Genomic DNA, 23,874 nt, shown 5'->3' with positions numbered 1-23,874 from the left:
CCGACGTGTGGTGACACGAATACGGTCAGTGGTTGACGGGAAGCGCGTCGAGCCGCTGGTGCAAATCGCCGCCGGGCTGGCACTCAACGCTTTCCCCGCAATTTTCATCGCAGTATTCGCGCGCGTCGCGCCCATCGACCAACAGGGCCGCCTGGCTGTTTCGCTGGCGATCGGAACCTACGTGGCCCAGCTACTGTCGGCGTTCGTCGTCGAGTCCCGCCTTGCCACCCCAGAGGCAGACCACAAGATATCGATGCCCTGGTGGATGGTGTTGCTGAGCCTTGTGTCCGGGACCCTTCTCATCGTGAGTCCACCGGTACCGCCAACGGTCATCACGCTGATCGGTGTGCTGGGACTGTCGTCGGGATTGCTGATGGCCCGCACGATCGGAGTCGTGCGGGGCAGTTGGAAGCTCGAATCTGTTGCCGCCTCAGTCCTCATGGTTGGCTGTCTGAGCGCCTTGATCCTTGCCGTGCACGAGAACTCCAACTGTATAAGGGTTCTGGCCGCGGGTGCTCTGCTGGCCATCCTCATCAGGTGTTGGCCACTGCCGGACCGGCGGGAAACGGGTCTACCGCCTGACCTGACCAGAGCTGCGTGGGTTACCGGCGAAACCGCGACAGTTGGCATGGTGCAACCAGCATTGGCGTCGTTCATCCTGGCGATTCTCGGCCCGTCGGCAGCTGTTGGTTTCCGGGTTGTCTCAACCATTTCGGGAATTCTTGAACCGATCCTCGCCTATGGCCGCGTGCGCCAACTCGCCCATGGGCACAAGGGTGAGGTGGCAGGCGTCGCGTTGATCCTTGTTGCCGGCACGGCTGCGATCTTCGGCAGTGCGTACCTGGGACTGTGGAGCTTGATCTTCGGTCCCGCCTGGAGCAGCTCGCTGTATGTCGGTCTGGCAATCGCATGCATGTGGAAGGTGTGCATGCTGATCACGACCATTCCGTTTGCCGCGCTGCGACGGGCGGGGCAAACGAAGATGGTCTTCTGGCTCAGAGCTGCGAACACCGCTCTCTACGTTGTGCTGGGACTGGCCTTCTTGTTCGGTTTTCACTCCAGCACTGCGGTATTCGTGTCGTTTGTCATCACCGAGGTACTCATGTTCGTGCCGTATCACGTGGCCGCTTCAAGGTTGGCGCCGGAGTACCAATCGGTCTTCGTGAACAGGAAGCGAGCTCACAGACTCGCATCCGAGAAGGCATGAAGACTGTGCGCCAGAATCATTCGGCCCGTTTGAGCACTGCGAGCACGGTCAGCAGCAGTATCTTGATGTCCAGCCACAGCGACCAGTTCTCGATGTAGTAGTTGTCCCATTCGGCGCGGTCCGCGATGGATGTCTGCCCGCGCAGGCCGTTGACCTGGGCCCACCCCGTGACGCCGGCCTTGACCCGGTGTCGCTCGCCGTAGCGGCGGATCTGCGCCTCGAAAAGGGTTACGAATTCGGGACGTTCGGGTCGAGGTCCGACCAGGCTCATGTCACCCCGAAGGACATTGAGCAGCTGGGGGAGTTCGTCCATCGACGTCGACCGCATGAGCTTTCCGATCCGTGTCCGTCGATCGACACCCTCGACTCCGCCCGGTGCGTTGCCGACTTTCGGAACATACGCAGGCGTGGCGGGATCGGGCAGCCGCATCGACCGGAACTTGAGGCAGCCGAAGACCTGCCCGTCACGCCCCACCCGTTGCTGAGCGAAGAAGATCGGCCCGGGAGAACTCAACCGCACCAACGCTACGAGCAACAGGAAGATGGGTGAGATCGCCAGCAGGATAAGGCCCGCGGTGACGCGGTCGCTGATGTGTTTGGCGCGAAATTGCCACCCGCGTGGATTGGTGTGGGGCACAGACAGCAGCGGCATACCGCCGATGTGGTCGACGACGCTCTTCGAGCCGATCACCTCGTACATGCGGGGCACCACCCACACCCGTAGTCCGTGGCGGTGCGCGATGCGGACCGCTGCCGTCAGCATCTCCCAGCGAACGTTTGTGAATGCCACGACGAGACGTTCGGCCTGAGTGCTGGCAATGGCGTCTTCCAGCTGGTCAACAGTGCCCAGGTATGGCACTTGGTCGGTGTCGAGCCTTTGGTCACCGCGGGTGAGGGTTTCGGCCGACAGCACGCCGACGGGGTTCATCCCGTGTTCCGGAGCCGCGATCATTCGATCGATGACGTGCTGGGTGACCGGCCCGGACCCGATGACCAGCGTGGGGGACACCAGATGGGAGTGCCGTTGCAATCGGCGTTGGACCAACACACGAACAAGGCGCCCGACCGGTATGAGAATGCTGGCGCACACCCACAACTTCGTCACGGCTATCCCGGGCCGATCGGTGATCCCGAAAATGACCAGGTTGCACAGCAAGAGCATCGTCGCGATCGCGGCAGAGGAGAGGATTCCATAGAACTCGTCGAGGAATCGGCGGTTGAGTGAGCGGTGATATAACGATCGCAACCCCATCACGATCACGACGACAGGAACAAAAAGCGCGAGCCACCACAAAGGTGGGTGGGGTGAATCCGACGTGAGCACCCACCACCAGGCGAGTCCGACCGCGATCGACGCAGACAACACATCTATGGAAATTGTGGTGATGGTGCTCAACGGATCGGTCCGAATGAGTTCGCCGAATGTTCTTCGAGAAGTCGGAGAAATACGCGGGGGGCCACTGGGGCTGGTCGATGGTTCGACCTCCAGTAATTGTGGCAATTCCCACTCCATTCACGACGAGCCAGTTCACCGATAAAATTGGCGCACTCACAATTAATCACACTCTATCTGTGCCGTCGCAATCCGCGCTCGGTTCGAGCGCGGATCATTGGTCTCAGTCGACCTTCGAATTAATATCGGGTGCTGAGATTTTAATGATCGAAAATGACGTTTCGGACTACGTCGGCAAGGTCGCTCATTATCTGAATCTCGCCGCTCGACCAATGATGCGGATCGGTGTCCCAGGCGCAGAGCGTACCTACCGCCTGACCCGCGTCGTCGATGATCGGAATGCCGATGTATGCGCCGACCGCACCGCTTCGGGCGGACGAATGGTCCCCGAGTACCGGATGGTCGGCGATGTCGTCGATGATGAGTGGGGCTCCGCTGGCCACCGCGTACACGCAGAGCGAATCGGTGAGGGGATACGTCCGTCGGTCTCCGATGTCACCTGAGCGGGAGGCGATCGCGGCGTGTACCTGCTCGACGTCGGTGATGATGTTCAGCGCGGCATACGGGATCCCGATTGCCTCGATGGTCAGGCCGACAATCTGATCGACCGCCGGATGAGGTCCCGGCTCGAGTAGTCCGGTGTCGTGAGCCGCGCGCAGCCGTTCGCTGTCGCCGAGCACCGACCAGAGTGGGGATTGCGCACCCCCGTCGGGCGAACGTAGACCTTCGAGAACGGCAAGAAGAGCAGGATCGGCATATGCACCGGTGACGGCTGAGAAATGGTCGCGAGGGGCGCGTTCGGATCGGTCAGGGGAATCCGCGATCGTCTCTTGTCGTTCACCCACTCCGTGGTCGCTCGAATTGGCAGAACTTTTTGCGTCCGTCGAGCGCAGTGGATCCATTTCTCATCTTTCGTGAAGCGGTAGCACGCTTTTGTACTACCGCGATCGGCCTGTCGAGTACACATTTGGTGCCGCCACTGTGCCTGCCAGACCATCGATAACCCGGTCGGCCAGGGAGGGCTGACTCCGAGTATGCCGTGAGGATGCATTTCGCGACCATTGCGAGGATGACGTTTCGCGACGGCTATTTCAGATTTGACGATAATTGGCATGGATGCCACAACAGAAATCCACTCCACCTAAAGCGATCCGCTCCACCCATAGCGAACCGCTCCAGTTGCGTCGTGCTGCAACTGGAGCGGATTCGTGGAAGTGGAGCGGATCAGTGAACCGTGGTTCAGGCCTGCGCGGAACTCAGAGCCTCGTTGAAGGTTTTGCTCGGGCGCATCACAGCAGTTGCCGCCTCGGCGTCCGGCAGGTAGTAGCCGCCGATGTCGACGGGCTTGCCCTGGGCGTCATTGAGCTCTTTCACGATGGAGTCTTCGTTCTTCGCCAACGTATCTGCCAGCGCGGCAAAGTGTTTCCGCAGTTCCTCGTCCTCGGTCTGGTTGGCCAGCTCTTGCGCCCAGTACATGGCGAGATAGAACTGGCTGCCCCGGTTGTCGAGTTCACCGGTGGTGCGTGAAGGACCCTTGTTGGTCTCCAGCAACTTGCCGGTCGCCGCGTCCAGCGTCTTGGCCAGAATCACTGCCCTGGCGTCGCCGGTCTTTTTGCCGAGGTCTTCCAAACTGACGGCGAGAGCAAGGAATTCGCCGAGCGAATCCCAGCGCAGATGGTTCTCTTCCAGCAACTGCTTGACATGCTTGGGAGCCGAACCGCCTGCGCCTGTCTCGTACAAGCCGCCACCGGCCATCAACGGCACGATCGAGAGCATCTTGGCGCTGGTGCCGAGTTCGAGGATGGGGAACAGGTCCGTGAGGTAGTCACGAAGGATGTTGCCGGTCGCGGAGATGGTGTCCAGGCCGCGGACCACTCGCTCGAGGGTGTACCGCATGGCGCGGACCTGAGACATGATCTGGATGTCGAGGCCCTCTGTGTCGTGATCTTTGAGGTACGTCTTGACCTTCTTGATCAGCTCGTTCTCGTGCGGGCGGTACGGATCGAGCCAGAAGATGACCGGCATCCCGGAATCGCGGGTGCGCGACACGGCCAGCTTGACCCAGTCGCGGATCGGGGCGTCCTTGACGATGCACAGACGGAAGATGTCGCCGGCCTCTACGTTCTGCGACAGCAGGACCTCACCGGTGGCCAGGTCGGTGATGTTGGCGACGCCGTCCTCGGAGATCTCGAAGGTCTTGTCGTGTGAGCCGTACTCCTCGGCCTTCTGTGCCATCAGGCCGACGTTGGGGACAGTGCCCATGGTGGTCGGGTCGAATTGGCCGTTGGTCTTGCAGAAGTTGACCATCTCTTGGTAAATCCGGGAGAAGGTGGACTCCGGGTTGACGGCCTTGGTGTCCTTGGGGCGACCATCGGCGCCCCACATCTTGCCGCCTGCCCGGATCATCGCGGGCATGGACGCATCGACGATGACGTCGCTGGGCGAATGGAAGTTGGAGATACCCCGTGCCGAATCCACCATGGCGAGTTCCGGCCGGTGCTCGTGGCACTTGTGCAGATCCTCGATGATCTCGTCACGCTTCGAGGCGGGCAGCGACTCGATCTTGCTGTACAGATCCGACAGGCCGTTGTTTACGTTGACGCCCAGCTCGTCGAACAGGTCGCCGTGCTTGGCGAATGCGTCCTTGTAGAAGACCCGCACGGCGTGCCCGAAGACGATCGGGTGCGAGACCCGCATCATCGTCGCCTTCACGTGGAGCGAGAACATGACGCCCGTCTTGTAGGCGTCCTCCATCTGCTCCTCGTAGAACTCGATCAGGGCCTTCTTGCTCATGAACATGCTGTCGATGACGTCGCCGTCGGTCAGGGAGACCTTGGGCTTGAGGACGATCGTCTTGCCGCTCTTGGTCAGCAGTTCCATCTTCACGTCGCGGTCGCCGTCGACGGTCATCGACTTCTCGCCGTGGTAGAAATCGCCTTCGCGCATGTGCGCCACGTGGGTCCGCGAGGCCATCGACCACTCGGTCATGCTGTGCGGATGCTTGCGGGCGAATTCTTTGACGGCCTTCGGTGCGCGGCGGTCCGAGTTACCCTCGCGGAGAACCGGATTCACTGCGCTTCCGAGGCACTTGGTGTAGCGATCCCGAACCTTGGCTTCTTCTTCGGTCTTCGGGTTGCCCGGGTAGTCGGGGAGTTTGTAGCCCTTTGCCTGGAGTTCCTTGATGGCCTCGACCAGCTGCGGTACCGAGGCGCTGATGTTCGGCAGTTTGATGATGTTGGTCTCGGGCAGTTGTGTCAGACGGCCCAGTTCGGCGAGGTTGTCCGGCACCCGCTGATCGTCCGTCAGGTAATCGGGGAACTCGGCAAGGATGCGGCTCGCAACCGAGATGTCACTCGACTCGATGTTGATGTCGGCCGCATCGGCAAACGCACGTACAACCGGGAGGAATGCGTGTGTCGCAAGCATCGGCGCCTCGTCCGTCAGTGTGTAGATGATGGTCGGCTGCTTTGCGTTCATATTCGCCTTCGTCTCCAGTTTCGTCGCGTCATGCATCGGTCCGTCTACCCCCGTGTCCGTAATCTTAGGACCCGAGGCCCCTGTGAGCGCGGACACCTCGGAAGCACTCTATAGTTGCGGCCACAATTGCGGACCGTAACTGTCCTATATGGGTCATAACGTGGGCACTGTTCACATCAGTTCCCGAAAGGACTCGATCATGGCAGGCACCTACACCTCCGTCGCTCTCACTGTCCCCGTCACCGGCGAAAAAGCGGACATTTTGACGCTTCTCTCCGACCAGCGGGCCCTGCTGAAAGTCACGGCACGCAACCTCACCGACGCTCAGGCCCGCACACGGACGACTGTCAGCGAACTCACCATCGGCGGTCTGATCAAGCACCTCGCCATAGGCGAACGTGGACACGCGCAGACGATCCGGGAGCGCGACGAGAACGCTGAGTTCGACATGAGCCAGCTCGCCGACGTGTACACGCTCCGGGACGACGAAACGCTCGAGTACTGGATCAACGAATACGACAGCGCCGCCGCCGGCTACGACCGCGTCATCGCCGAGGTGGCGAGCCTCGACGAGTTGATCCCGCAACCGACGGCACCCTGGCAGCCCGAGCGGGAGTGGGCGTCCGTCCGCACAATGGTGCTGCATCTGCTTCGCGAGACGGCGCATCACTGCGGGCACGCCGACATCATCCGTGAGGCTCTCGACGGACAGAGCACCATGGCTGCCATCTCGGAGGGTTCGGACTGGGCCGGTCTTCCGGCCGAGTGAGCAGCCGTCACGGGGCGGTGCGTTGCAGCTTTCGGAAGGCGCTGCGGTGGAACACGATCGGTGCGACGTCGTCGAATACGGTGAGTCCGTTGACCGACAGCAGGACGATCGCGTGGTCACCGGCCGGAATCTCATCGACCACGCAGGTGTCGAGCCAGATGCTGGTGCCGTCGATGAAAACCGCTCCTGCTTCGCTGGTTTCGGTCACCAGACCGGCGAAACGATCACCGGTCTTGGCGGCCAACAGGCGCGCCGTCGCGTCGTGTGCCTCGCCGAGCACGCTGATACCCAGATGCGATGAGCCGCGCATCTTCGGCCAGGTGGTCGAGCTGTTCTGCACACAGAACGCCACCAGTGGTGGGTCGAGTGACACGGGCACAAAGGTGCTCGCCGCCAAACCTGTCCGCTCGCCGTCGACCATCGAGCAGATCGCGATCACGCCACTCGGGAAGTGTCCGAAGGCATCCCGCAGTACTCGTTCGTCGGTGTGGGTCGGTGTCACGGCCGATGCCGTTCGAGCGGAATCGGCCTTCGTGTCCGCCACGATGGTGACCTGCATGCGATATGCCTCTTTCTGTCAGTTACTTGATTCCGGATCGCCATCGGCCTTGAGATTCTGTGGATGGCATCGAGGTCGGACGAGGATGCGTTCTGGCGGCGACGGGAGGGGGACTGTTGCATCTAAGCAGCCGAGGGCCGGGTGGCGCAGGGCCTGGTTTGGGGCCGGTTGTACCCGCTCAGAAGCGCGAACGCCACGTCCTCACCTGGCGAAACGTGCCCAACACGGAATGCTCACATGGAGGCAACCTCGAAGCGCCTGCGTGCCTATCAGGTGTCGGGCAGGCTGCGTTCTCGCACGGCGTTGAACGTGACGGTGACACGGTCGTTGCGATGTCGGCCGTAGGTCACCAGGAGCACGCGACCGTCGTCGTCGAACAGGGTTGATTCGAGAAAGAGCAGCGGTGTGCTCTCCGGCACGCCCAGGATGGTCGCGACACCGGCATCGGCGGCGACGGCCGAGACCGCGCGAGCCGCCGATGCGATGGACCTCTGTTGTCCCATCTCGATGTACGCGTACACGTCGCCGGCCGCGATTGTCTCGTCGATGACATCTGCGGCCACCAGGGGGAGCAGGTAGGTGCGCAGTTCCACGGGTGTGCCATCAGCAGACTCGACGCGCTCGAAGACGGCCAGACGCGTTGCATCAGCAGGCAGGTCCAGACTCGTTCTCAGGGTGTCCGGGATCGACTCGAGAACGCTCAGTCCCAGGAGAGCGGAATCGAGGCGTGCGTAGCGCCCCGCGATCTCCGAGCCGTCCAACAACCTGTCGAATCTGTACCGACTCGGGATCATGCCGGGGAAACTGCCGGTTCCGACTTGACGCCGAATGCGTCCCTCGTCGGCCAGTAGGTGCAAGGCTTCGCGGACGGTGTTTCGCGATGCGCCATGACCTTTCGAGAGGGCGGACTCGTCAGGTAGTCGTGTCACTTGATCGGGTTGGTGCTCGAGTGTGCCGCTGAGGATGTCCCGTAGGCGACGTGCTTCCTCACGCCGACGCTCACCGGTGCGAACCCGGAGGGCATGGCTGGTGACGCTCCGAGGGAACTTTCCGTACTCCACACCTGTACATCTACGGAACTGGTGTTGCTGCAACGAAACGGTGAGGTTACCAACACGGACCGCCGGGTGTGGCAAGGACTTACCAACCCGTGTCGGGGTGGCGAAGCCGGATTGGTCGACTGTGGTTGCGGCCGCGTGAGCTGCGCGAAGACGTCGGGTTTGATGCCGGATGCCCGGCGAAACGCGAGTGTTACGGCCCCGCGACCGACGGGCAATCTGATGAGAACACCATCTCCCATAGCAAGATCGCATCGCGTGTCCAGAGATGTGTTCACCGACTATGCATGTGCGGCTCTGTCCGCTCAGGAGGAATGCCCCGTGATTTGTACGCGTCCAACAGTCAGGACTTTTGGAGTCACTGCAGCCGTCGCAGCCACGTTGATGGTGGCCGCCTGTGGCGGGAGTTCATCGGATTCGGGAAGCTCGGCCGATCCCAACGCGCCGATTTCCGTGAAGGTCAGCAGCCTCAATCTCTGCGATGAGCGCTACCTCTACTGGGGCGTCGAGAAGGGAGTCTTTGCCGAACACGGACTCGACGTCACCGTTGTGCCGGGAGTCGGTGGGGCGCCGGGGATCGCGGCGTTGCAGCCCGGTGAGGTGAATCTCGCGTTCACCGACCCGTTCAGCATCTTCCGTGCCGAGGCGCAGGGAATCGATCTGACTGTTGTCAGTGCCGCGTATACAAGCGCTCAGCCACCCGCGCCGCAGGCCGGTGGTGTCGCGGTGAAGAAGGGGTCGGACATCAAGGGCGCCGCCGATCTCGAGGGCAAGAAGGTTGCCGTCAACGAACTCGCAGGCATCAATCAGATCATGATCGAGAACTGGGTGCGTGAGGCCGATGGCGATCCGTCGAAGGTCGAGTTCGTCGCACTGCCCTTTCCCGAGCTCGGGCCGGCAGTCGTGTCGGGTCGAGTCGATGCAGGTCAGCTTCCGGCCTCGGCTCTCGCCATGAATTCCGGCACCCTGGACTCCATCGGCAACGCGTTCACGTCCGCGAATGGTGGCTACGCGATCTATGCGACGTATACGGGCATGACCGACTGGATCAAGGATCATCCGGGCGTGGAGGACAAGTGGCTTGCGGCGATGAACGAGTCGATTGAGCAGATTCACGACCCGGCGAACGAGGCGGAGTCCTTCGAGATCGCCAGTGCCGTCTGCAAGACGCCCGCCGCCACATTGTTGGAACTGCCCGGGAACACCATCACCTCGTCCGTCGACATGGCGGTCCTCGAGGACATGGCCCAGATGGCACTGAAGTCCGATCAGCTCGAGAGCATGCCCGACCTCGAATCCCTGGTGGCTCCAGGTGTCCAGGTCGGCTGAGTTCGGCTGACTCCGACTCCCGAAGACAGAGATGGCCCCCGGAGGAATCCGGGGGCCATCGCTGTTTGCCGCCTGATCACCCGGCCCCGCCGGTGGTCGTGGCCCCAGAGGTGTTGGTAGGGGCAGGCATTCGACGGTCTCTCATCGTGGTCGTGGTGGTGGGCAATTTGATCCGGGCCGACCGCGGCGAAAGCACATCGGGAACGGTTATCTTGGTTGACACGACGGTATCGCGCATTACAAGATGAACTATGTGGTGGGCGGAGAGTGGCGCGGCATGACGCAGATGAAAGAAGAAGCGTTGGTCGTGGTGCCCGCGGCCGCCCGCAAACCCCGATACCGATGGGTTGTGCTGGCCGCAGGTGTTTTTGCCCAGGCTTCGGCAGCGTCGGTGCTGCAGGGCATGCCCAGCCTGTCGCCCGTGTTGCGATCGCAGTTCTCCCTGTCGCTCACCGCGCTGGGATTCGTGTTGGCCGCGAGCACGATCGGGCTGATGTTGTTTCTCGTGCCGTGGGGCTTTCTCGCCGATCGGATCGGTGAACGATGGGTCATGACGGTCGGTCTCGTGCTCGGCGCCTGCGGCCTGATCGGCGCCGCCCTCTCGACATCGATGTGGGCGCTGATGGTGTCGATGGCGCTGGCCGGGGCCTCATGTGCAAGCGTGAACGCCGCCAGTGGGCGTGCGGTCATCCTGTGGTTCCCGCGCTCCGAACGCGGACTTGCGATGGGTGTGCGGCAGACCGCGATCCCCCTCGGCGCGGCCGTGGCGGCAGTGACGCTGCCTGCGGCGGCCAGGGCATGGGGACTCAGTGGTGCGCTATTCCTCGCGTCGGCTGTCTGTGGCGTCGGTGCGGTCGTGGTGCTCGTGTTCATCCGCGAACCCGACGGGCCGGTGGAAGCGGAGGGGCGGACGCGCGAGTCCGATGTTCACGCGGGCAGCACCCGCGTCCTCGTGCAACTCTGCGTCGTTTCGTTTCTTCTTGTCGTGCCGCAACTGACGGTCGTGGGATTTCTGGTGGTCTATCTGGTTGATGGGCACGCGATGTCGGCGATCGCGGCCGCCGGAGTGCTCGCACTCGTCCAACTCGGTGGGGGCGCGGCACGTATCGGACTTGGTGCGTGGTCGGATCGCAAGGGGGTGCGTCTGGCCCCGTTGCAGCACGTAGCGGTGGTGACCAGCGTGCTGTTTGCGCTCGCCGTCGTCGGGGAGATGATCGGCGGGGCCGTCGCGGTCATCGTGCTGGTATGCGCCGGTCTGTCGTCGATCAGCTGGAACGGCCTCGCGTTCACGGCGATCGGGGAGTTGGCCGGACCCACGAGGATCGGGCTGTTGCTGGGGGTGCAGAACACCGCCGTCGCGGCGGGGATGGCGATCACCCCGCCGCTGATGGGGGTGATCGTCGAGACGACGTCGTGGCCATTCGCCTTCGCGTGCGTCGCCTGCGTCGCGGCGGTCGCCGCCGCGGTGTTGAAACGGATCAGAATTGCCACCCGGTCGACGCCGACGGGTTGAACCTCGCTGCTGCGATTCGTCGTGGGATCAACGGGCGGCGTGATGAACAGCGTGCTCGAACACCCCGGATGGACAGATCCGCCCCTGCAGGCAGCCCGCGAAAGGTTACCGGCAGGGGCGGATCTGCTTCCTGTTCTAGATCCAGGCGGGGAAGTCGGCCTTGCGGATCAGGCAATGCACGCCCTTGACGTCGTCCACGACCTGGCTGACCACGAAATCGCCTGCGGCACTGAGGTACAGATAGGCGATGGACTCCGGGACGGAGGCGACCTGGCTGAGCAGCCGGATCGCCTCGCGGATGCACTTTTTCATGGCTTCGTTGAGGTCTTGATCCAACCCCATGGTGATCCAGTGGGTGGGGCTCTCGCCGAACGGGCCGTCGATGGCCCCGGTGGCGGGATAGGCCTGCGCCGCAGAGAGAACCGTCAGCCGAACGGTCGTACGCAGCGACGCCTCGAGCGCGGTCAACGAGACCTCGCCGTTGCCCTGCGCGAAGTGCGGGTCGCCCATGTAATAACCGGCGCCGTCCACCTGGACCGGTAGGTACATCGTCGACCCCAGTCCCAGGTCGCGGACGTCCAGATTGCCGCCGTGTGCCCCGGGTGGGATGGTGTTCAGGGCGACATCGGTGTTGGCGGTGAGTCCGGACAGGCCCATGAATGGGCTGAGCGGGAACGTGATTCGTCGTTTGTCACCCCACCTCATCGTTGCGGTGAACTCGTCGATGTCCGCAGTGCAAAACTGGCTGATGATCGGTACGGGCTCACCGGTCTCATCGCTGACCGGCCGTTCGCCGGCCAATGCGCCCAGTCCGTGACGGCTCGAGACGACGCCGTAGGGCACACGGGGTGTGAGGTCGAGGTACTCGACCTTGAGGATGTCGCCGGGCTTTGCGCCGTCGATGTGAATCGGTCCGGTGACAACGTGTGGGCCGTCCGGCCCCCTGGTGTGCACCACGTCGGATGCGGCCAGTTCGACGAGGTCTTCGAGGACATCTCCCGCCGATACACCGTGGGAGCCGAAGTATGACAGTGGATCTCGTCCCTGATCTTCCATCAGGCCCTCGTGGGAGATGGTGTCGATGGTGACGGTCTCGCCGGAGGCGATGGTGAGAACGGGTTCACGATCCGGAGTCGGCAGCCGTCCCCACGACACCGTCTTGGGGGACGCGGCCACGTAGTGATCGCCGAGACGTTCCCCGGAGTGTGGTTGCAAGATGGGCATGGAGGATGAACCTTTCGAGCGGGGAGATGAGGGTGAGGGTCGGGTGTCTGGGGGTGGGGCACGAGCTTCTCGCCCCAACATGGACGTTAGTGACCGATCACTGCCCTTAGGTTACGTACGTGTTGCATTACGAGACGTTGTCCCACATCGCTTGACGGTCAGTCTTAGGGCTCTTACCCTTTTCGTATCCGCTGGCGAACGGTGGTCACACGTGGGCGCCAACGGCTTCCACGCATACGAAAGGCAAGGTCCGTGTCCGAACCAGGCATCAACCGCCGTCGGGGGCCCGCAGGCGCAGCATTTGTGCGCCTCGCGGTCCCCGACATGGCCGCCACCATCGAGTTCCTCGAATACCATGTCGGCCTTGCCGTCGAAGGCCATGACGACACCCATGCCTACCTTCGGGTCGGCCTGGAGCACCACAGTATCGAATTGATCTCCGATCCGTCGCTGACCGAGTTCCGTTACGACGGTGTGGGTTTCCACGTCGCCGATGAAGATCTCGCGGATCTTCGGCGCCGGGTTGCCGATTCGGGGCATGAGGTCTTGCCATTGACCGATGGGACAAAAGGGCTGTGCCAGGAAGGTTTTGCGGTTCGTGACCCCAACGGCACTCTGGTGGAGTTGTTCACGGGCCTCCTCGAATATGCGGAGGAGCCGTGGCCGGACCTGCGGCCGCAGCGGCTGGTCCATCCGTTCATCGTGACCGACAAGTACGAGCAGACCCTGGCCTTCTACCTCGATGTCCTCGGGTTCATGCCGTCTGACTATGTCGAGGACTTCACGGCGTTTCTGCGGTGTGAAGACCGCTATCACCACAGCCTGGCCATACGTCGCAGTACGAAGTTCGCACTGGAGCACCTGTGCTTCATCATGGGCGACATGGACGGTGTGATGCGGCGCCGTGCGCGAGCCCAGTACAAAGGCGTGAAGATTCTCGGCGACGTGGTGAACCACTCGGCGTCGACCTCGATCGCGTTCTATCTGTTCGACGAAAAGCACGGGCCCCGTTACGAACTCTGTGACGGACACCGCATCTTCTCCGCGGAGGAACATGAGACGCACCGTCCGCGTCGTCTCAAACGAGATCCGCGAAATATCGACATCTGGCGTGCGGAGGCCGATGACCGGACCTGGGCACACTGACCCTGACGACACCGACCCGACAGGCATCGACAGCCTGCTCGGGGCGATCGGTGTTCTCACCGGAGCGCCGACACCGCGGGGTGATGAGCGGCAAACCGCGTATGCGCTCGCCCGGTGGGCCTGCCGACGCTGGCCGGCCTTGGCGTTCACGGTGGACGAGATCGGTAGTGGCGGCGCAAACCTGGTGTGCTGCACGAGAGTTGCGTCGCGCGACGATCTGCTTGTCTACTCCCACCTCGACACGTCCCTGACGGGGATCGGCTCAGCCGATCACGACGTCACCGGGTCCTGGGCAGACGCACAGGTGGGCTTCACCCGGCGAGGAGATGCCGTGTCGGCGTTCGGTCTCGGGGTGGCGCGCGGTCCGGCGGCAGCGGCGCTGGTCGGATTCGCCAGTGCTGCAACATTGTTGTCGACGTCCGCACCCCGCTCCCTTCGACTGGTGCTTGCCGGTGGCGGAACACATGAGAACACGCTTGGTGAGCGTCCCGGTCCTGCCGATGCGGTCTACAGCGGTCTGAAGGACCATCTCGAGGCCTACCCACCACCTGGCGCCGCGATTGTCGCGAAATGTGGTCCGCCGGGAGTGCTGTGGGAGGAACCCGGCGCGGGATATCTGCGTATCCGGGTTTCGGGTCAGCGGGGGGCGGTGCTGAGCCGGGACCGTGCACATCCACCCGGTGGCCTCCCCGTTCACATCGGCGCGATATGCGCCGCATTCGAGGACTGGCGCCACCGGCTGACGCGCAGTGGCCACCGCGATGGTCAGATCGGGCGTGAGGCGGGGATCGGCGCGATCAGGGCGGGGTCGGTTCGCAAACCCGATCTGCTGCCGTCCCATGTCGACCTCTACGTGTACCTGGTCACCCTGTCCGGCGATGTCGTCGCCGACCTGGCCGCCGATCTCTGTTCGGCAATGGACCGGGCCTTCGCGGGCAGTCCCCTCGAGGGCTGCACTGTCGCAGTGGAGCTGACGACGCCGCAGGATGCCGGTGTCACGCCACAAGATTCTGTGTTCGTGAACACTGCCCGCGCAGTATGGCAGAGTCACCACGGAAGACGTGCCCCTGACGTGACCGGTTGGACCGGATCCACAGACGGTGCGTTGCTCCGCGAGGCCGGTGTCGAAACCGTCCGGACAGGGCCGGTTAGTGTGGCGGACGACAACGATGCCGATCGCGACGTGCTGCGAGTCAGCGAACTGATGCGCTTTGCGCATATTTACGCCGACATCGGTGGCAGATGGGCGGCTGGAGAGAAGAGGTGACGGTGGTGGCCAAGACACCGGAAGAAAAGGGTGCGCCAGTCATCCAGGCGGTCGAACGTGCTGCTGTCATCCTGTCTGCCTTCACCCCGGCTCGTCCGCGGTTGTCGCTGAACGAGATAACCGCGGCGCTGGGCACCAGTAAGGCGACGGCGCACCGCTACACCAAGGCGCTGCGCGAGGTGAACCTACTCCGTTACGACCCCAACGAAACGGTGTATTCGCTTGGCCCCCAGGTGCTCACGTTGGCGGCCGCGGCCCGATCCGGGCTACCGGTGATCAAGCTTGCAGAACCGCTGATGGAGCAGCTCCTCCGGGAGGTCCAGGAGACGGTTGTGCTCAGTGTGTGGGACGGCGAAAGCCCTATCGTGGTCGCCTCCAACGACAACACCGATCATGTGGCGCGCGTCGCCGTGCGCCTCGGTGCCAGGCTGTCGCCGACCGCGTCCGCGCAAGGGCGGGTGTTCTGCGCCTACCTCCCCGACGAGGAGGTCCCGATGCTGCGCCGCGAAATCCAGTCCGATCCCGAGTTCGCCGCCGAACTGGTACGCATTCGTGAGAGTGGCGTCTCGGTCAAATCTCCTGTTGTCAACGGACTTCGCACGTTGGCCGCCCCGGTGTTCCAGGCCGATCACGTTGTTGCGGCACTCGCGGTGGTGGCGACGTCGGTCGCAACCGATGAACAGGTTCAGCGAAATATCGACGCGCTTCGCAGCAGCGCCGAGCGTCTGTCGGCGGCCCTCGGCAACGGATGACATGCGTCGGGCACACCTACTGTCCGGGGTGTTGTGTGTCCGCTGACCGACGCAGATTGTTACGACGGCGATACGAACTGTCTGTCATATTGCGAGATGGTATCCCGCATTGACGTAGACGTGGTTCGCGACTTAGCCTCCCAGTAGCGCCATGCTCCGGCCCGCATTCGGGCAGCAGCCGTGGTCACGCCGGTCGACATCGGCATCCAGGGAGAGGAATCATGTGCGGTATCGAATCGCGGAATCCGCCGGCGATCCAGTGGGAGCGGACGTGGGCGGTCATGGCGGATGAACCCGCGGTGACGGTGCCGATCCCGGTGCCGGAACCGGAAGCCAAGGCCCTACCGGCCATTCAGGCAGTCGAGCGAGCCGCAACGATCCTCGCGGCGTTCACCCCCCAGCGTCCGCGGATGAGCCTGGGTGAGATCACCGTGGTGCTCAATACCAGCAAGGCGACCGCGCATCGCTACACCAAGGCGCTGCGGGACGCGAACCTCATTCGATTCGATGACGGTGAATCCATGTACTCATTGGGGCCACATGTCATGACGCTCGCGGCAGCGGCCCGCGCGGGTCTGCCAGTCATCAAGAGTGCCGAAGTCCATATGGAAAAACTCCTCGCCGAGGTCCGGGAGACGGTGGTCCTGAGCGTCTGGGATGGGGAGAGTCCAATTGTGGTGGCCACCAACGACAATACCGAGCAGGTGGCACGGGTGACGGTCCGCGTCGGTGCACGGCTTTCCCCGACGGCCTCGGCGCAGGGAAGGGTTTTCTGTGCGTTTCTTCCCGAATCCGACGCTGCGATGGCGCGCACGGAACTTCGCACCAATCCGGAATTCGCTGACGAGCTCCAACGCATCCGTTCCACCTACGTCTCGGTGAAATCGCCAGTGGTCAACGGTTTTCGGACGTTGTCGGCCCCGGTGTTCGCCGGTGACCGGATCGTGGCGGCCCTGGCAGTGGTTGCCACGTCTGTGTCGGTCAGCGGAGACATCGACCGGCATATCACCGCCCTCAAGAGCGCCGCGGAGGCTCTGTCCTCCGAGCTCGGACCGGGCTGACTGCGGTGGACGCGTGTATTTCTGGTCGGATCGGCAGGTTACGGGTGTGAAACACGCTGGTAAATCTTGGGATTGGGAACCTCGGCGAATTGACAGCGCAGTCACGCCTTGGTCGAATTGTCGCGTAGTGCGAGACAACGTCTCGCACTGAACTCACATACAAATCGAGAGTGCAGCCCATGATCACGACGACGTCGCAACAAGAGCTTGCGTCGCACGCGAAGCCCTCCACGGGTATCCGAGCTGTCGCAAGCGTGCGCAAGGTGATGATGAATCCGGATCGGGCTCGTGCCGTCGGCCTGGGTGCCCTTGGAATCGTCACGTTGTTGCTGGCGTGGACGGTGGCCGTTGCACTGGAACTCGTGCCGTCGAGTTCCCTGCCGTATCCCTGGGCGGTAGCCGCCGCTCTGCCCGACCTGTTGACCGACAGCGAGTTCCTGTCGAGCCTGGGCGACACGATGTGGGCGTGGCTTGCCGGGTTGGTGCTCAGCTCGGTCACCGCCATTGCGGTCGGACTGCTCATCAGCACGATTCCGTGGCTCACGCTCCCCGCTACATTGGCGGTCAACGTGTTTCGCTCGATACCGGCGACGGCTCTGATCCCGGTGGTGATCCTGATCTTCGGACTCGGCCTGGACATGAAGGTGTCCGTCGCGGTGTATGCGACGTTCTGGATCGTCCTGATCAACACGATGTATGGGGTTGCATCCACGGAACCGATGCGAAAAGATGCCGCCCGATCCATGCAGTGGGGCTGGCTCCGGACACACACCTACGTCACCTTGCCCAGCGCGCTCCCGTCCATCGTCATCGGGCTGCGTATCGCCTCCGGTGTTGCGCTGGTCGTGGTCATCAGCGCCGAATTACTCGGCGCGAAGTCCGGTTTGGGGACCTTGATGGTCCAGTATCAGCAAGCGCTGAGGATTGACGTGGTGTACGCGATGCTGCTGGTGATCGGTGTCATCGGAATGACCGTCTACACAGTTCTCGTGCGAATCGAGAAGACTTCGATGAAGTGGGTGCACATTGTCTAGCGTCACCGAGTTGCGGCCTGAAGTTGTTGCGGCGCAGCCCCCGGTCGTCCAGCGGAAGTCCCGGACCACCTTCGCCGCTGCTCGTCGGATCCTGACGCCGATCGGGGCGCTGTGGTTGCTCGTGGCACTGCTCATCGCCTGGGAAGTATTCGCTCAGACCTCGCCGACGGTGTTCTTTCCGCCGTTGAGTGATGTTCTTGTGCAGTTCCGCAAGGACTGGCTGTCGAGCGATCCGTCGATGTTGTTCCTCTCCAGCGACTTCTACGACACCGTTCCGGTCAGTCTCGGACGGCTCGCTGCGGGATGGGGACTGGCCGCGGTTGTCGGAGTCGTGTTCGGCATGGCACTGGGTCGCAGCCCGATCCTGGCCGGGATGTACAACCCGATCGTGCGCTTCTTCATGTCGTTGCCGAACGCCGCGTTATTGCCGATCGTGTTCCAGATCTTCGGTCCCAACAGCTCGATGAACATCTTCCTGATCTTCTTCGGCACGGTGTGGCTGATCGTGGTCAACACCGCAGACGGAGTCGCGGGCGTTGATCCGCAATGGATTCGAAGTGCTCGTAGCATGCAGCTCGGGAAACTGGACCTCTATCGCCGCGTGCTGCTCCCGGCGGCGATGCCCCAGATCATGGCCGGGCTACGGGTGAGTATCGGCATCGGGCTCATCTTGATGATCATCTCGGAACTGTATGCGACGACCGCGGGTCTGGGCTACAACGTCATGGTCTATCAGCAGACCTTTCAGTACCGGCAGATGTGGTCCGCATTCTTACTGATCGCGGTGCTGGGTGTCGCGCTGAACGCCATCATGACCACCGTCGAGAAGCGAGTCCTGCGGTGGCAGCGCCGAAGCTCGCTACGCGATCTGTAGACCAACCCACAACGCACGCAGGGAGAGCCATGAAGCTTCGTATCGAAGGGGTCACCAAGACCTATGGTGAGCGTTTGGCGCTTGCCTCCACCACGGTCGCGATCGGCGAACAGGAGTTCGTCTCGATCGTCGGACCGTCGGGATGTGGCAAGTCGACGCTGCTGATGATGATGGCCGGCTTGCTGTCACCGACCAGCGGGCAGGTGATGCTCGGCGACCAACAGGTCGACGGTCCTCCCTTCGGTCTGTCGGTCGTGTTCCAGGACTACAGCCGGTCGCTGTTCCCCTGGATGACCGTTCGAAAGAACCTGGTCATGGCCGCGGCCGCGTACAAGCTGCCGAAATCGGAAGTGGCCCAACGGGTCGAACATGCGTTGACCTCGGTGGGGCTGCCAGGACAAGGCGACATGTACCCCTGGCAGATGTCGGGCGGTATGCAGCAACGCGTTGCGATCGCACGGGCGCTGGTCGTCGAACCCAAGGTGATGTTGATGGACGAACCCTTCGCCGCCGTCGACGCGCAGACCAGAGCGGACCTCGAAGACCTGGTGCTGAAGGTCCGCGACGAGTACAAGGTGACCATCGCCTTTGTCACCCATGACATCGATGAGGCGGTCTACCTCGGGGATCGGGTGCTGGTTCTGGCGGCACACCCGGGTCATCTGGTCGCAGACATCCCGGTGGATCTCGGGCATGTCCGAGATCAGGTGACCACCAAGCTGAAACCGCGATTCGCCGAATTGCGTACCGAGGTCTTCCAGCTCGTGATGCGGCCGACCGAAGCGGTCGTGGCCTGACGTTGTCCGCAAGGCAACCGATGAGTGGCGCAAGTACTCGGGTCTGACCGCAAATGCCTGGACACAGGCCCATTGGTAGCCCGCAGGATGGCGTAACCACTTGCGTTGCAGCGCTTTACACCATGGCAACACCGCTGGTCTTTACTTTGGGTATGAGTTCAGGAGACCAGTCGAGTGCGAACGGGAAGCCGCGGATCGCGGTGTTCTCGGGCCCGCGAGCAACCATTCAGAACAGCGGCGTGCTGAGGACAAGCGATTCCGTGCGCCGTGACCGTGGCCTGCCGGGTCAGGGCGTCGGCTTCGACACGATTCGCTCGCAGCGGCTCGCGGCCGCCGCGACGGTATATGTCGAAGCCCTCTCGGCCCATCCGTTGGAACGTGATGCTGCCGAATCCCACGTATCTCCGGACGGTTTCGTCGATCCGGTGACCGGTGACTTCAGCACAACTTCGGGCGTCGACGGGATCCCCGTGTACCGGGTCACCGTCCGGCCTTCCGATGGCCCGTATCTGCTGCCCTATGCCGGACGCCAATCCGACGGCCGCCCGTGGGACACGGGGTTCACCTCGACAGGGGAGCCTCGCCAACAGTTCTATCCCGATGCGTCGCAGATCTTCTCCGAGATCGACCGCTTCGGGATCGACGAGTTCGGGTACAACAACCTGCTCAGCGATGTCGCGGACTTCGACTTCGTGCGCGCTGCTCCTTCGGGCGGCTACACCAAGGGGCTACCCGCGGCGGCACGTACCGACATCGGTGACGGCGACATCTCACCCGAGGTGCTGGGCGAAGACTATTTTCCTTACAAGCCGACTCGGCACGAACCCGCTCTGCCCACGCTGGCGCGGCTGACCAATTCGGTCGCCCAGACGCTCGGCGCGGGCGGCTACGACGGCGCCATCTGGCTGGAGGGAAGTCCCACGGCGGAGGAGACGCTGTATTGGTTGAACCTGCTGATCGATACCGGGAATCCGATCGTGGGCAACGCCTCTCAGTATCCACACGGGGTCATCGGTAACGACGGTGACCACAACCTGATCCAGTCGACGAAGTACATCGCCTCACGCGTGTGGGCCGATGAGGCCGGTTCGGACCGAGTGGGTGTCGTCATGGTGCAGAACGGCCAGATCTTCACCTCGCGTGAGGTGCAGAAGGCCGATGCACGTCCAGGCGGCTATATCGCCACCGGTGGGCATGGAGGCATCGTGGGCAATACCGTCTGGGATCCCGTGCTGTCCTTCATTCCGGTTGCGCGGCACACGCACACATCCGCGGTGCGCCTGACCCAGCTTCCCGATTCCGTCCAAGGCGTTGCTTCTGTCGATGGATCCACTGTCCTGGTCGATGTTTCGATCAAGGACGGTGAAGGAAACCTACTCGAGTCGGCCCTACCCAAGGTCACCATCAACCGATATGCCAACTTCGGCGCCGACGATTTCTCGGACTCCGTCGACGGTGAGGTCGAGGTACTGGCCCGGATCAAGGCGAATCTCGCGCGGTACCCGCTGTCCGGGATCATCGCCGAAGGATCGTCGCCGTACGGGGGACTGTACGAATCACTGCTTGCTGCGATGAAACTCGCAGTCCATTCGGGCATTCCGGTTGTCGCGGTGGGTCGTGGCGGTGGAGGTTACGTCTCGCGGTACGGCGGGCAGGGCGGATTGTTCGTCACTGCAGGCAATCTCACCGCGACCAAGGCGCGCATGCTGTTGATGGCATGTCTGCTGAAGTTCGGATGCGTGCCCCCGGCAGCCGATCCGCAGGCGCCGACCGACGAGGAGATCGACGCGATCCGGGTGAAAGTGCGCGCGTACCAGGCTGTCTTCGACACACATTGAACCAACGGAAATCGTACGGAAGAAGCTGACAATGAAGTATGGAGTTTTCCTCCCCGTGGGCAACAACGGCTGGGTGCTGTCGCGAGACGCACCGCAGTACATGCCCACCTATGACCTGAATCGGCGCATCGTCGCCAAGGCAGAAGAACTTGATTTCGCCTTCGCTTTGTCGATGCTGAAATACCGCGGGTTCGGCGGCGCAACGTCTCACTGGGACAACACAGTTGATCCGTTGGCGCTGACGGCGGCGCTGTGCGCCGTCACCTCGACCATCAAGCTCTACGCAACCGTATCGCCGTTGACCATCAATCCACTCGTGGCCGCCAAGACCGCGGCGACGCTCGACGATGTGTCCGGCGGCCGTTTCGGACTCAATCTGGTCGCCGGCTGGAACCAGACGGAGTACCAGCAGATGGGTGCGTGGCCGGGCGACGACTACTACAACGTGCGCTACGACTGGCTCTCCGAGTTCACCCATATCGCGAAGACGCTGTGGGCCGAGGGTGCGGCAACGTATCGCGGCGAATACTTCCAGGTCGATGACGCCCAGTGCCTACCGAAACCCGCAGGCCATATCGACCTCGTCTCGGCCGGTTCTTCGCCCCGCGGAAGACGTTTCGTCGCCGAGTATGCCGACTATCACTTCGGTGCCGGGTCGACGCCGGAAGCGGTGCTGCGATCGAACACGGCGTTGGCGCAGGCGTGCCGCGACTCCGGAAGGAACCCCACCGCGATCGCCAATGCAACGCTGGTCATTGCCGACACGGACGCCGAGGCCGACCGGATCGTGAGTCGCTACGTGGCGGGAGCCGATCACGAAGCATTGGCCGCGATGGTGGCTGAGTATTCCAGGGATACCGCCACCACCGGGTCGAGCGCAGCAGTCGCGCAGCGTCACCGGACCGACATCAGCCCCTTCTACGGCGCCGCTCCGCTGACCGGATCGGCGCAAACCATCGCCGATCGGCTCAACGAACTTGCCGCAGTCCCCGGCACTTCGGGAATCATGCTCACCTTTGACGATTTTCTCGAAGGTATGGAGCGCTTCGGTCGCGACGTCGTCCCGTTGCTCGACCACCCGGTGACACCTTCGGAGACATCCGTCCCTTCGACTTTTCCCGCCGCCTGAGGTCGGCTTCCCATGTCCTACGAAATGAGCCTGGCGCTCGACATGTCCTTTGCACATCACCAAGGCCGCTGGCGGCTGCCGGGATCGTGGGCAGGTGCCACATTCCCGGATCTGAAGATGTACCAGGAAGTCGCGATGATGGCCGAACGCGGTTGTCTGGACATGATCTTCTTCGGCGACGGCACCGGCATTCCGTCGACCTACGGCGGGTCGATCGACGCAGCGGTGCACTGGGGGGTCGGCTGGCCCAGGCAGGACATGAGTCCCTTCATCGCCGCACTCGCGCAGGGTACGACGGGTCTGGGGTTCGGTCTGACATATTCCTCGACCTTCATGCACCCGTTCTACGTCGCGCGGTTGCTGAACTCGCTCGATCACATCACCTCCGGCCGAATAGCTTTCAATGTGGTGACCTCTTCGCGGGGCGCAGATGCCGCCAACTACGGCTTCAAAGAGTTGGCTGACCACGACGCGCGGTATCGACGGATGGAAGAGTTCATCGACGTCTGCCAGGCGTTGTGGCGCAGTGTCGGCCCCGACGCGTTCGTCTGGGACGAGGTCACCGGGCAGGTGGCCGATGCCTCGATGGTGGCGCCCATCGATCATGTGGGCGAGTTCTTCGACGTCGTGGGACCGTTGAACACCGTCCCGAGCCCACAGGGTGCACCGGTGCTGATTCAGGCAGGCGGCTCACCCCGGGGTATCGACGCGTCCTCGAAGTTCGCCGATGTCGTCTTCGGTGGGGCCTGGGACCCGGGTCAGCGCATCAACCACCGGACCGAACTCGACGCCGCTCTGGTCCGTAGTGGCCGCGACCCGAAGAAGGTCGGAATCCTCTGGGACATCCAGGTGATCGTCGCCCGGGACCGGTCCGAGGCGCTGGCGCGGCGCGAGATGCTGCGGGATGTCCTGCCCCGCGACGGGGCCGCGGCGTTCATGTCTCATCAGACCGGTCTCGACCTCGCGGCGCTGCCCGAGACCTTCACCCTCGGTGATCTGCAGGCGGAGGCCAAGGCCCGCAATGCAAGTCCGATGGCCTTCCGGGACCTCTTCGCGAAGTACGACGAAAATCACGAGATGACCCGGACCGAACTCATCGACAACGGCTGGCGCGAGGCCACCGGTTACGACCACACGGTGGTCGGGACCCCGAGCGAGGTCGCCGATTATCTGGAGGAGAGTTTCGAAGCCACGGGCAGTCGTGGCGGCTTCATGATCTCGCACCCACAATCGACCCCCGGGGACGTCGTCGACGTCGTGGGCCTCCTGGTTCCGGAGCTACAGAGGCGCGGCCGATTCCGCAAGTCGTACGCAGGCGCGACCCTGCGGGAGAACCTGGGGCTGGAGGCATTCGGCTAGCATTGAGCGCAGCCGTCGGTGGCCACAT

General features: G+C 62.9%; 20 protein-coding genes. 14 read left to right on the top strand and 6 right to left on the bottom strand.

Going from position 1 to position 23,874, the window contains the following annotated elements:
- Positions 1-28: 28 nt before the first annotated feature.
- Positions 29-1,207 (top strand): polysaccharide biosynthesis protein, encoded by a 1,179-nt coding sequence (locus AC1TQG_RS22950; protein ID WP_482140572.1) that lies wholly within the window; start codon positions 29-31, stop codon positions 1,205-1,207.
- A 16-nt stretch (positions 1,208-1,223) separates the two neighbouring features.
- Here AC1TQG_RS22950 and AC1TQG_RS22945 read toward each other — a convergent pair whose 3' ends face one another.
- The 3 genes from AC1TQG_RS22945 to AC1TQG_RS22935 all read right to left on the bottom strand — a co-directional run bounded on the left by AC1TQG_RS22945 (position 1,224) and on the right by AC1TQG_RS22935 (position 6,137).
- Positions 1,224-2,720, bottom strand: a complete 1,497-nt coding sequence (locus tag AC1TQG_RS22945) for a sugar transferase (RefSeq protein ID WP_482140570.1) — start codon at positions 2,718-2,720, stop codon at positions 1,224-1,226.
- A 140-nt stretch (positions 2,721-2,860) separates the two neighbouring features.
- Complete coding sequence (locus AC1TQG_RS22940; RefSeq protein ID WP_482140568.1) at positions 2,861-3,505, bottom strand: GAF domain-containing protein; 645 nt, start codon at positions 3,503-3,505, stop codon at positions 2,861-2,863.
- Positions 3,506-3,899: 394 nt separating this feature from the next.
- Entirely contained in the window at positions 3,900-6,137 is a 2,238-nt protein-coding gene (locus tag AC1TQG_RS22935) for an NADP-dependent isocitrate dehydrogenase (protein ID WP_482140567.1), read from the bottom strand.
- A 199-nt stretch (positions 6,138-6,336) separates the two neighbouring features.
- Between AC1TQG_RS22935 and AC1TQG_RS22930 the strand changes: the two genes are divergently transcribed.
- Positions 6,337-6,906 (top strand): DinB family protein, encoded by a 570-nt coding sequence (locus AC1TQG_RS22930; RefSeq protein WP_482140565.1) that lies wholly within the window; start codon positions 6,337-6,339, stop codon positions 6,904-6,906.
- Between the two features lie 7 nt (positions 6,907-6,913).
- Here the strand turns inward: AC1TQG_RS22930 and AC1TQG_RS22925 are convergent, their stop codons facing one another.
- Positions 6,914-7,465 (bottom strand): flavin reductase family protein, encoded by a 552-nt coding sequence (locus AC1TQG_RS22925; RefSeq protein ID WP_482140563.1) that lies wholly within the window; start codon positions 7,463-7,465, stop codon positions 6,914-6,916.
- 269 nt (positions 7,466-7,734) lie between these two features.
- Positions 7,735-8,526: a GntR family transcriptional regulator gene (locus AC1TQG_RS22920; RefSeq protein ID WP_482140561.1), complete on the bottom strand. Its 792-nt coding sequence runs from the start codon at positions 8,524-8,526 to the stop codon at positions 7,735-7,737.
- Positions 8,527-8,976: 450 nt separating this feature from the next.
- Here AC1TQG_RS22920 and AC1TQG_RS22915 point away from each other — a divergent pair, with 450 nt between their 5' ends.
- Both AC1TQG_RS22915 and AC1TQG_RS22910 read left to right on the top strand, forming a co-directional pair.
- The gene (locus tag AC1TQG_RS22915) at positions 8,977-9,852 is read left to right on the top strand and encodes an ABC transporter substrate-binding protein (protein ID WP_482140559.1); all 876 of its coding nucleotides are present in this window, start codon (positions 8,977-8,979) and stop codon (positions 9,850-9,852) included.
- A gap of 277 nt (positions 9,853-10,129) precedes the next feature.
- Entirely contained in the window at positions 10,130-11,365 is a 1,236-nt protein-coding gene (locus AC1TQG_RS22910; protein ID WP_482140557.1) for an MFS transporter, read from the top strand.
- Between the two features lie 135 nt (positions 11,366-11,500).
- On the opposite strand, the gene AC1TQG_RS22905 is transcribed toward AC1TQG_RS22910, so the two are convergent.
- Positions 11,501-12,589 carry an acetamidase/formamidase family protein gene (locus tag AC1TQG_RS22905; protein ID WP_482140555.1) on the bottom strand — a complete coding sequence of 363 codons (1,089 nt, stop codon included), beginning with the start codon at positions 12,587-12,589 and terminating at the stop codon, positions 11,501-11,503.
- Between the two features lie 252 nt (positions 12,590-12,841).
- On the opposite strand from AC1TQG_RS22905, the gene AC1TQG_RS22900 reads away from it, so the two are divergent.
- The 10 genes from AC1TQG_RS22900 (at position 12,842) to AC1TQG_RS22855 (ending at position 23,846) form a co-directional block, all read left to right on the top strand.
- Positions 12,842-13,735, top strand: a complete 894-nt coding sequence (locus tag AC1TQG_RS22900) for a VOC family protein (RefSeq protein ID WP_482140553.1) — start codon at positions 12,842-12,844, stop codon at positions 13,733-13,735.
- Positions 13,713-15,002 (top strand): hypothetical protein, encoded by a 1,290-nt coding sequence (locus AC1TQG_RS22895; RefSeq protein ID WP_482140552.1) that lies wholly within the window; start codon positions 13,713-13,715, stop codon positions 15,000-15,002. The genes AC1TQG_RS22900 and AC1TQG_RS22895 overlap by 23 nt, the downstream gene beginning before the upstream one ends.
- 5 nt (positions 15,003-15,007) lie before the next feature.
- Entirely contained in the window at positions 15,008-15,754 is a 747-nt protein-coding gene (locus AC1TQG_RS22890; protein ID WP_482140550.1) for an IclR family transcriptional regulator, read from the top strand.
- A gap of 221 nt (positions 15,755-15,975) precedes the next feature.
- Positions 15,976-16,815, top strand: coding sequence for an IclR family transcriptional regulator (locus AC1TQG_RS22885; protein WP_482140549.1), 840 nt, complete (start codon positions 15,976-15,978; stop codon positions 16,813-16,815).
- A gap of 179 nt (positions 16,816-16,994) precedes the next feature.
- A complete protein-coding gene (locus tag AC1TQG_RS22880; protein WP_482140547.1) occupies positions 16,995-17,849 on the top strand; it encodes an ABC transporter permease in 855 nt (284 codons plus the stop codon).
- A gap of 10 nt (positions 17,850-17,859) precedes the next feature.
- The gene (locus AC1TQG_RS22875) at positions 17,860-18,723 is read left to right on the top strand and encodes an ABC transporter permease (RefSeq protein ID WP_482140545.1); all 864 of its coding nucleotides are present in this window, start codon (positions 17,860-17,862) and stop codon (positions 18,721-18,723) included.
- Positions 18,724-18,752: 29 nt separating this feature from the next.
- On the top strand, positions 18,753-19,520 hold the full coding sequence (locus AC1TQG_RS22870; RefSeq protein ID WP_482140544.1) for an ABC transporter ATP-binding protein: 768 nt from the start codon (positions 18,753-18,755) through the stop codon (positions 19,518-19,520).
- A gap of 152 nt (positions 19,521-19,672) precedes the next feature.
- Positions 19,673-21,358, top strand: a complete 1,686-nt coding sequence (locus tag AC1TQG_RS22865; RefSeq protein WP_482140542.1) for an asparaginase domain-containing protein — start codon at positions 19,673-19,675, stop codon at positions 21,356-21,358.
- A 31-nt stretch (positions 21,359-21,389) separates the two neighbouring features.
- Entirely contained in the window at positions 21,390-22,487 is a 1,098-nt protein-coding gene (locus AC1TQG_RS22860; RefSeq protein WP_482140540.1) for an LLM class flavin-dependent oxidoreductase, read from the top strand.
- A gap of 12 nt (positions 22,488-22,499) precedes the next feature.
- Complete coding sequence (locus AC1TQG_RS22855; protein WP_482140538.1) at positions 22,500-23,846, top strand: NtaA/DmoA family FMN-dependent monooxygenase; 1,347 nt, start codon at positions 22,500-22,502, stop codon at positions 23,844-23,846.
- Positions 23,847-23,874: the final 28 nt, after the last annotated feature.

Source organism: Williamsia sp. Y844 (genome assembly GCF_056786475.1).
Note: the sequence above shows the minus strand (reverse complement) of the source record. Positions and strands in the feature narration are given on the sequence as shown.

Bases quoted from the DNA above. Each gene is read 5' to 3' on its own strand.
- AC1TQG_RS22870 (WP_482140544.1), top strand. From the start codon at position 18,753: ATGAAGCTTCGTATCGAAGGGGTCACCAAGACCTATGGTGAGCGTTTG.
- AC1TQG_RS22855 (WP_482140538.1), top strand. From the start codon at position 22,500: ATGTCCTACGAAATGAGCCTGGCGCTCGACATGTCCTTTGCACATCAC.
- AC1TQG_RS22895 (WP_482140552.1), top strand. From the start codon at position 13,713: ATGACCGGACCTGGGCACACTGACCCTGACGACACCGACCCGACAGGC.
- AC1TQG_RS22885 (WP_482140549.1), top strand. From the start codon at position 15,976: ATGTGCGGTATCGAATCGCGGAATCCGCCGGCGATCCAGTGGGAGCGG.
- AC1TQG_RS22860 (WP_482140540.1), top strand. From the start codon at position 21,390: ATGAAGTATGGAGTTTTCCTCCCCGTGGGCAACAACGGCTGGGTGCTG.
- AC1TQG_RS22935 (WP_482140567.1), bottom strand. From the start codon at position 6,137: ATGAACGCAAAGCAGCCGACCATCATCTACACACTGACGGACGAGGCG.
- AC1TQG_RS22910 (WP_482140557.1), top strand. From the start codon at position 10,130: ATGACGCAGATGAAAGAAGAAGCGTTGGTCGTGGTGCCCGCGGCCGCC.
- AC1TQG_RS22945 (WP_482140570.1), bottom strand. From the start codon at position 2,720: ATGGAGTGGGAATTGCCACAATTACTGGAGGTCGAACCATCGACCAGC.
- AC1TQG_RS22865 (WP_482140542.1), top strand. From the start codon at position 19,673: ATGAGTTCAGGAGACCAGTCGAGTGCGAACGGGAAGCCGCGGATCGCG.
- AC1TQG_RS22930 (WP_482140565.1), top strand. From the start codon at position 6,337: ATGGCAGGCACCTACACCTCCGTCGCTCTCACTGTCCCCGTCACCGGC.
- AC1TQG_RS22925 (WP_482140563.1), bottom strand. From the start codon at position 7,465: ATGCAGGTCACCATCGTGGCGGACACGAAGGCCGATTCCGCTCGAACG.
- AC1TQG_RS22880 (WP_482140547.1), top strand. From the start codon at position 16,995: ATGATCACGACGACGTCGCAACAAGAGCTTGCGTCGCACGCGAAGCCC.
- AC1TQG_RS22905 (WP_482140555.1), bottom strand. From the start codon at position 12,589: ATGCCCATCTTGCAACCACACTCCGGGGAACGTCTCGGCGATCACTAC.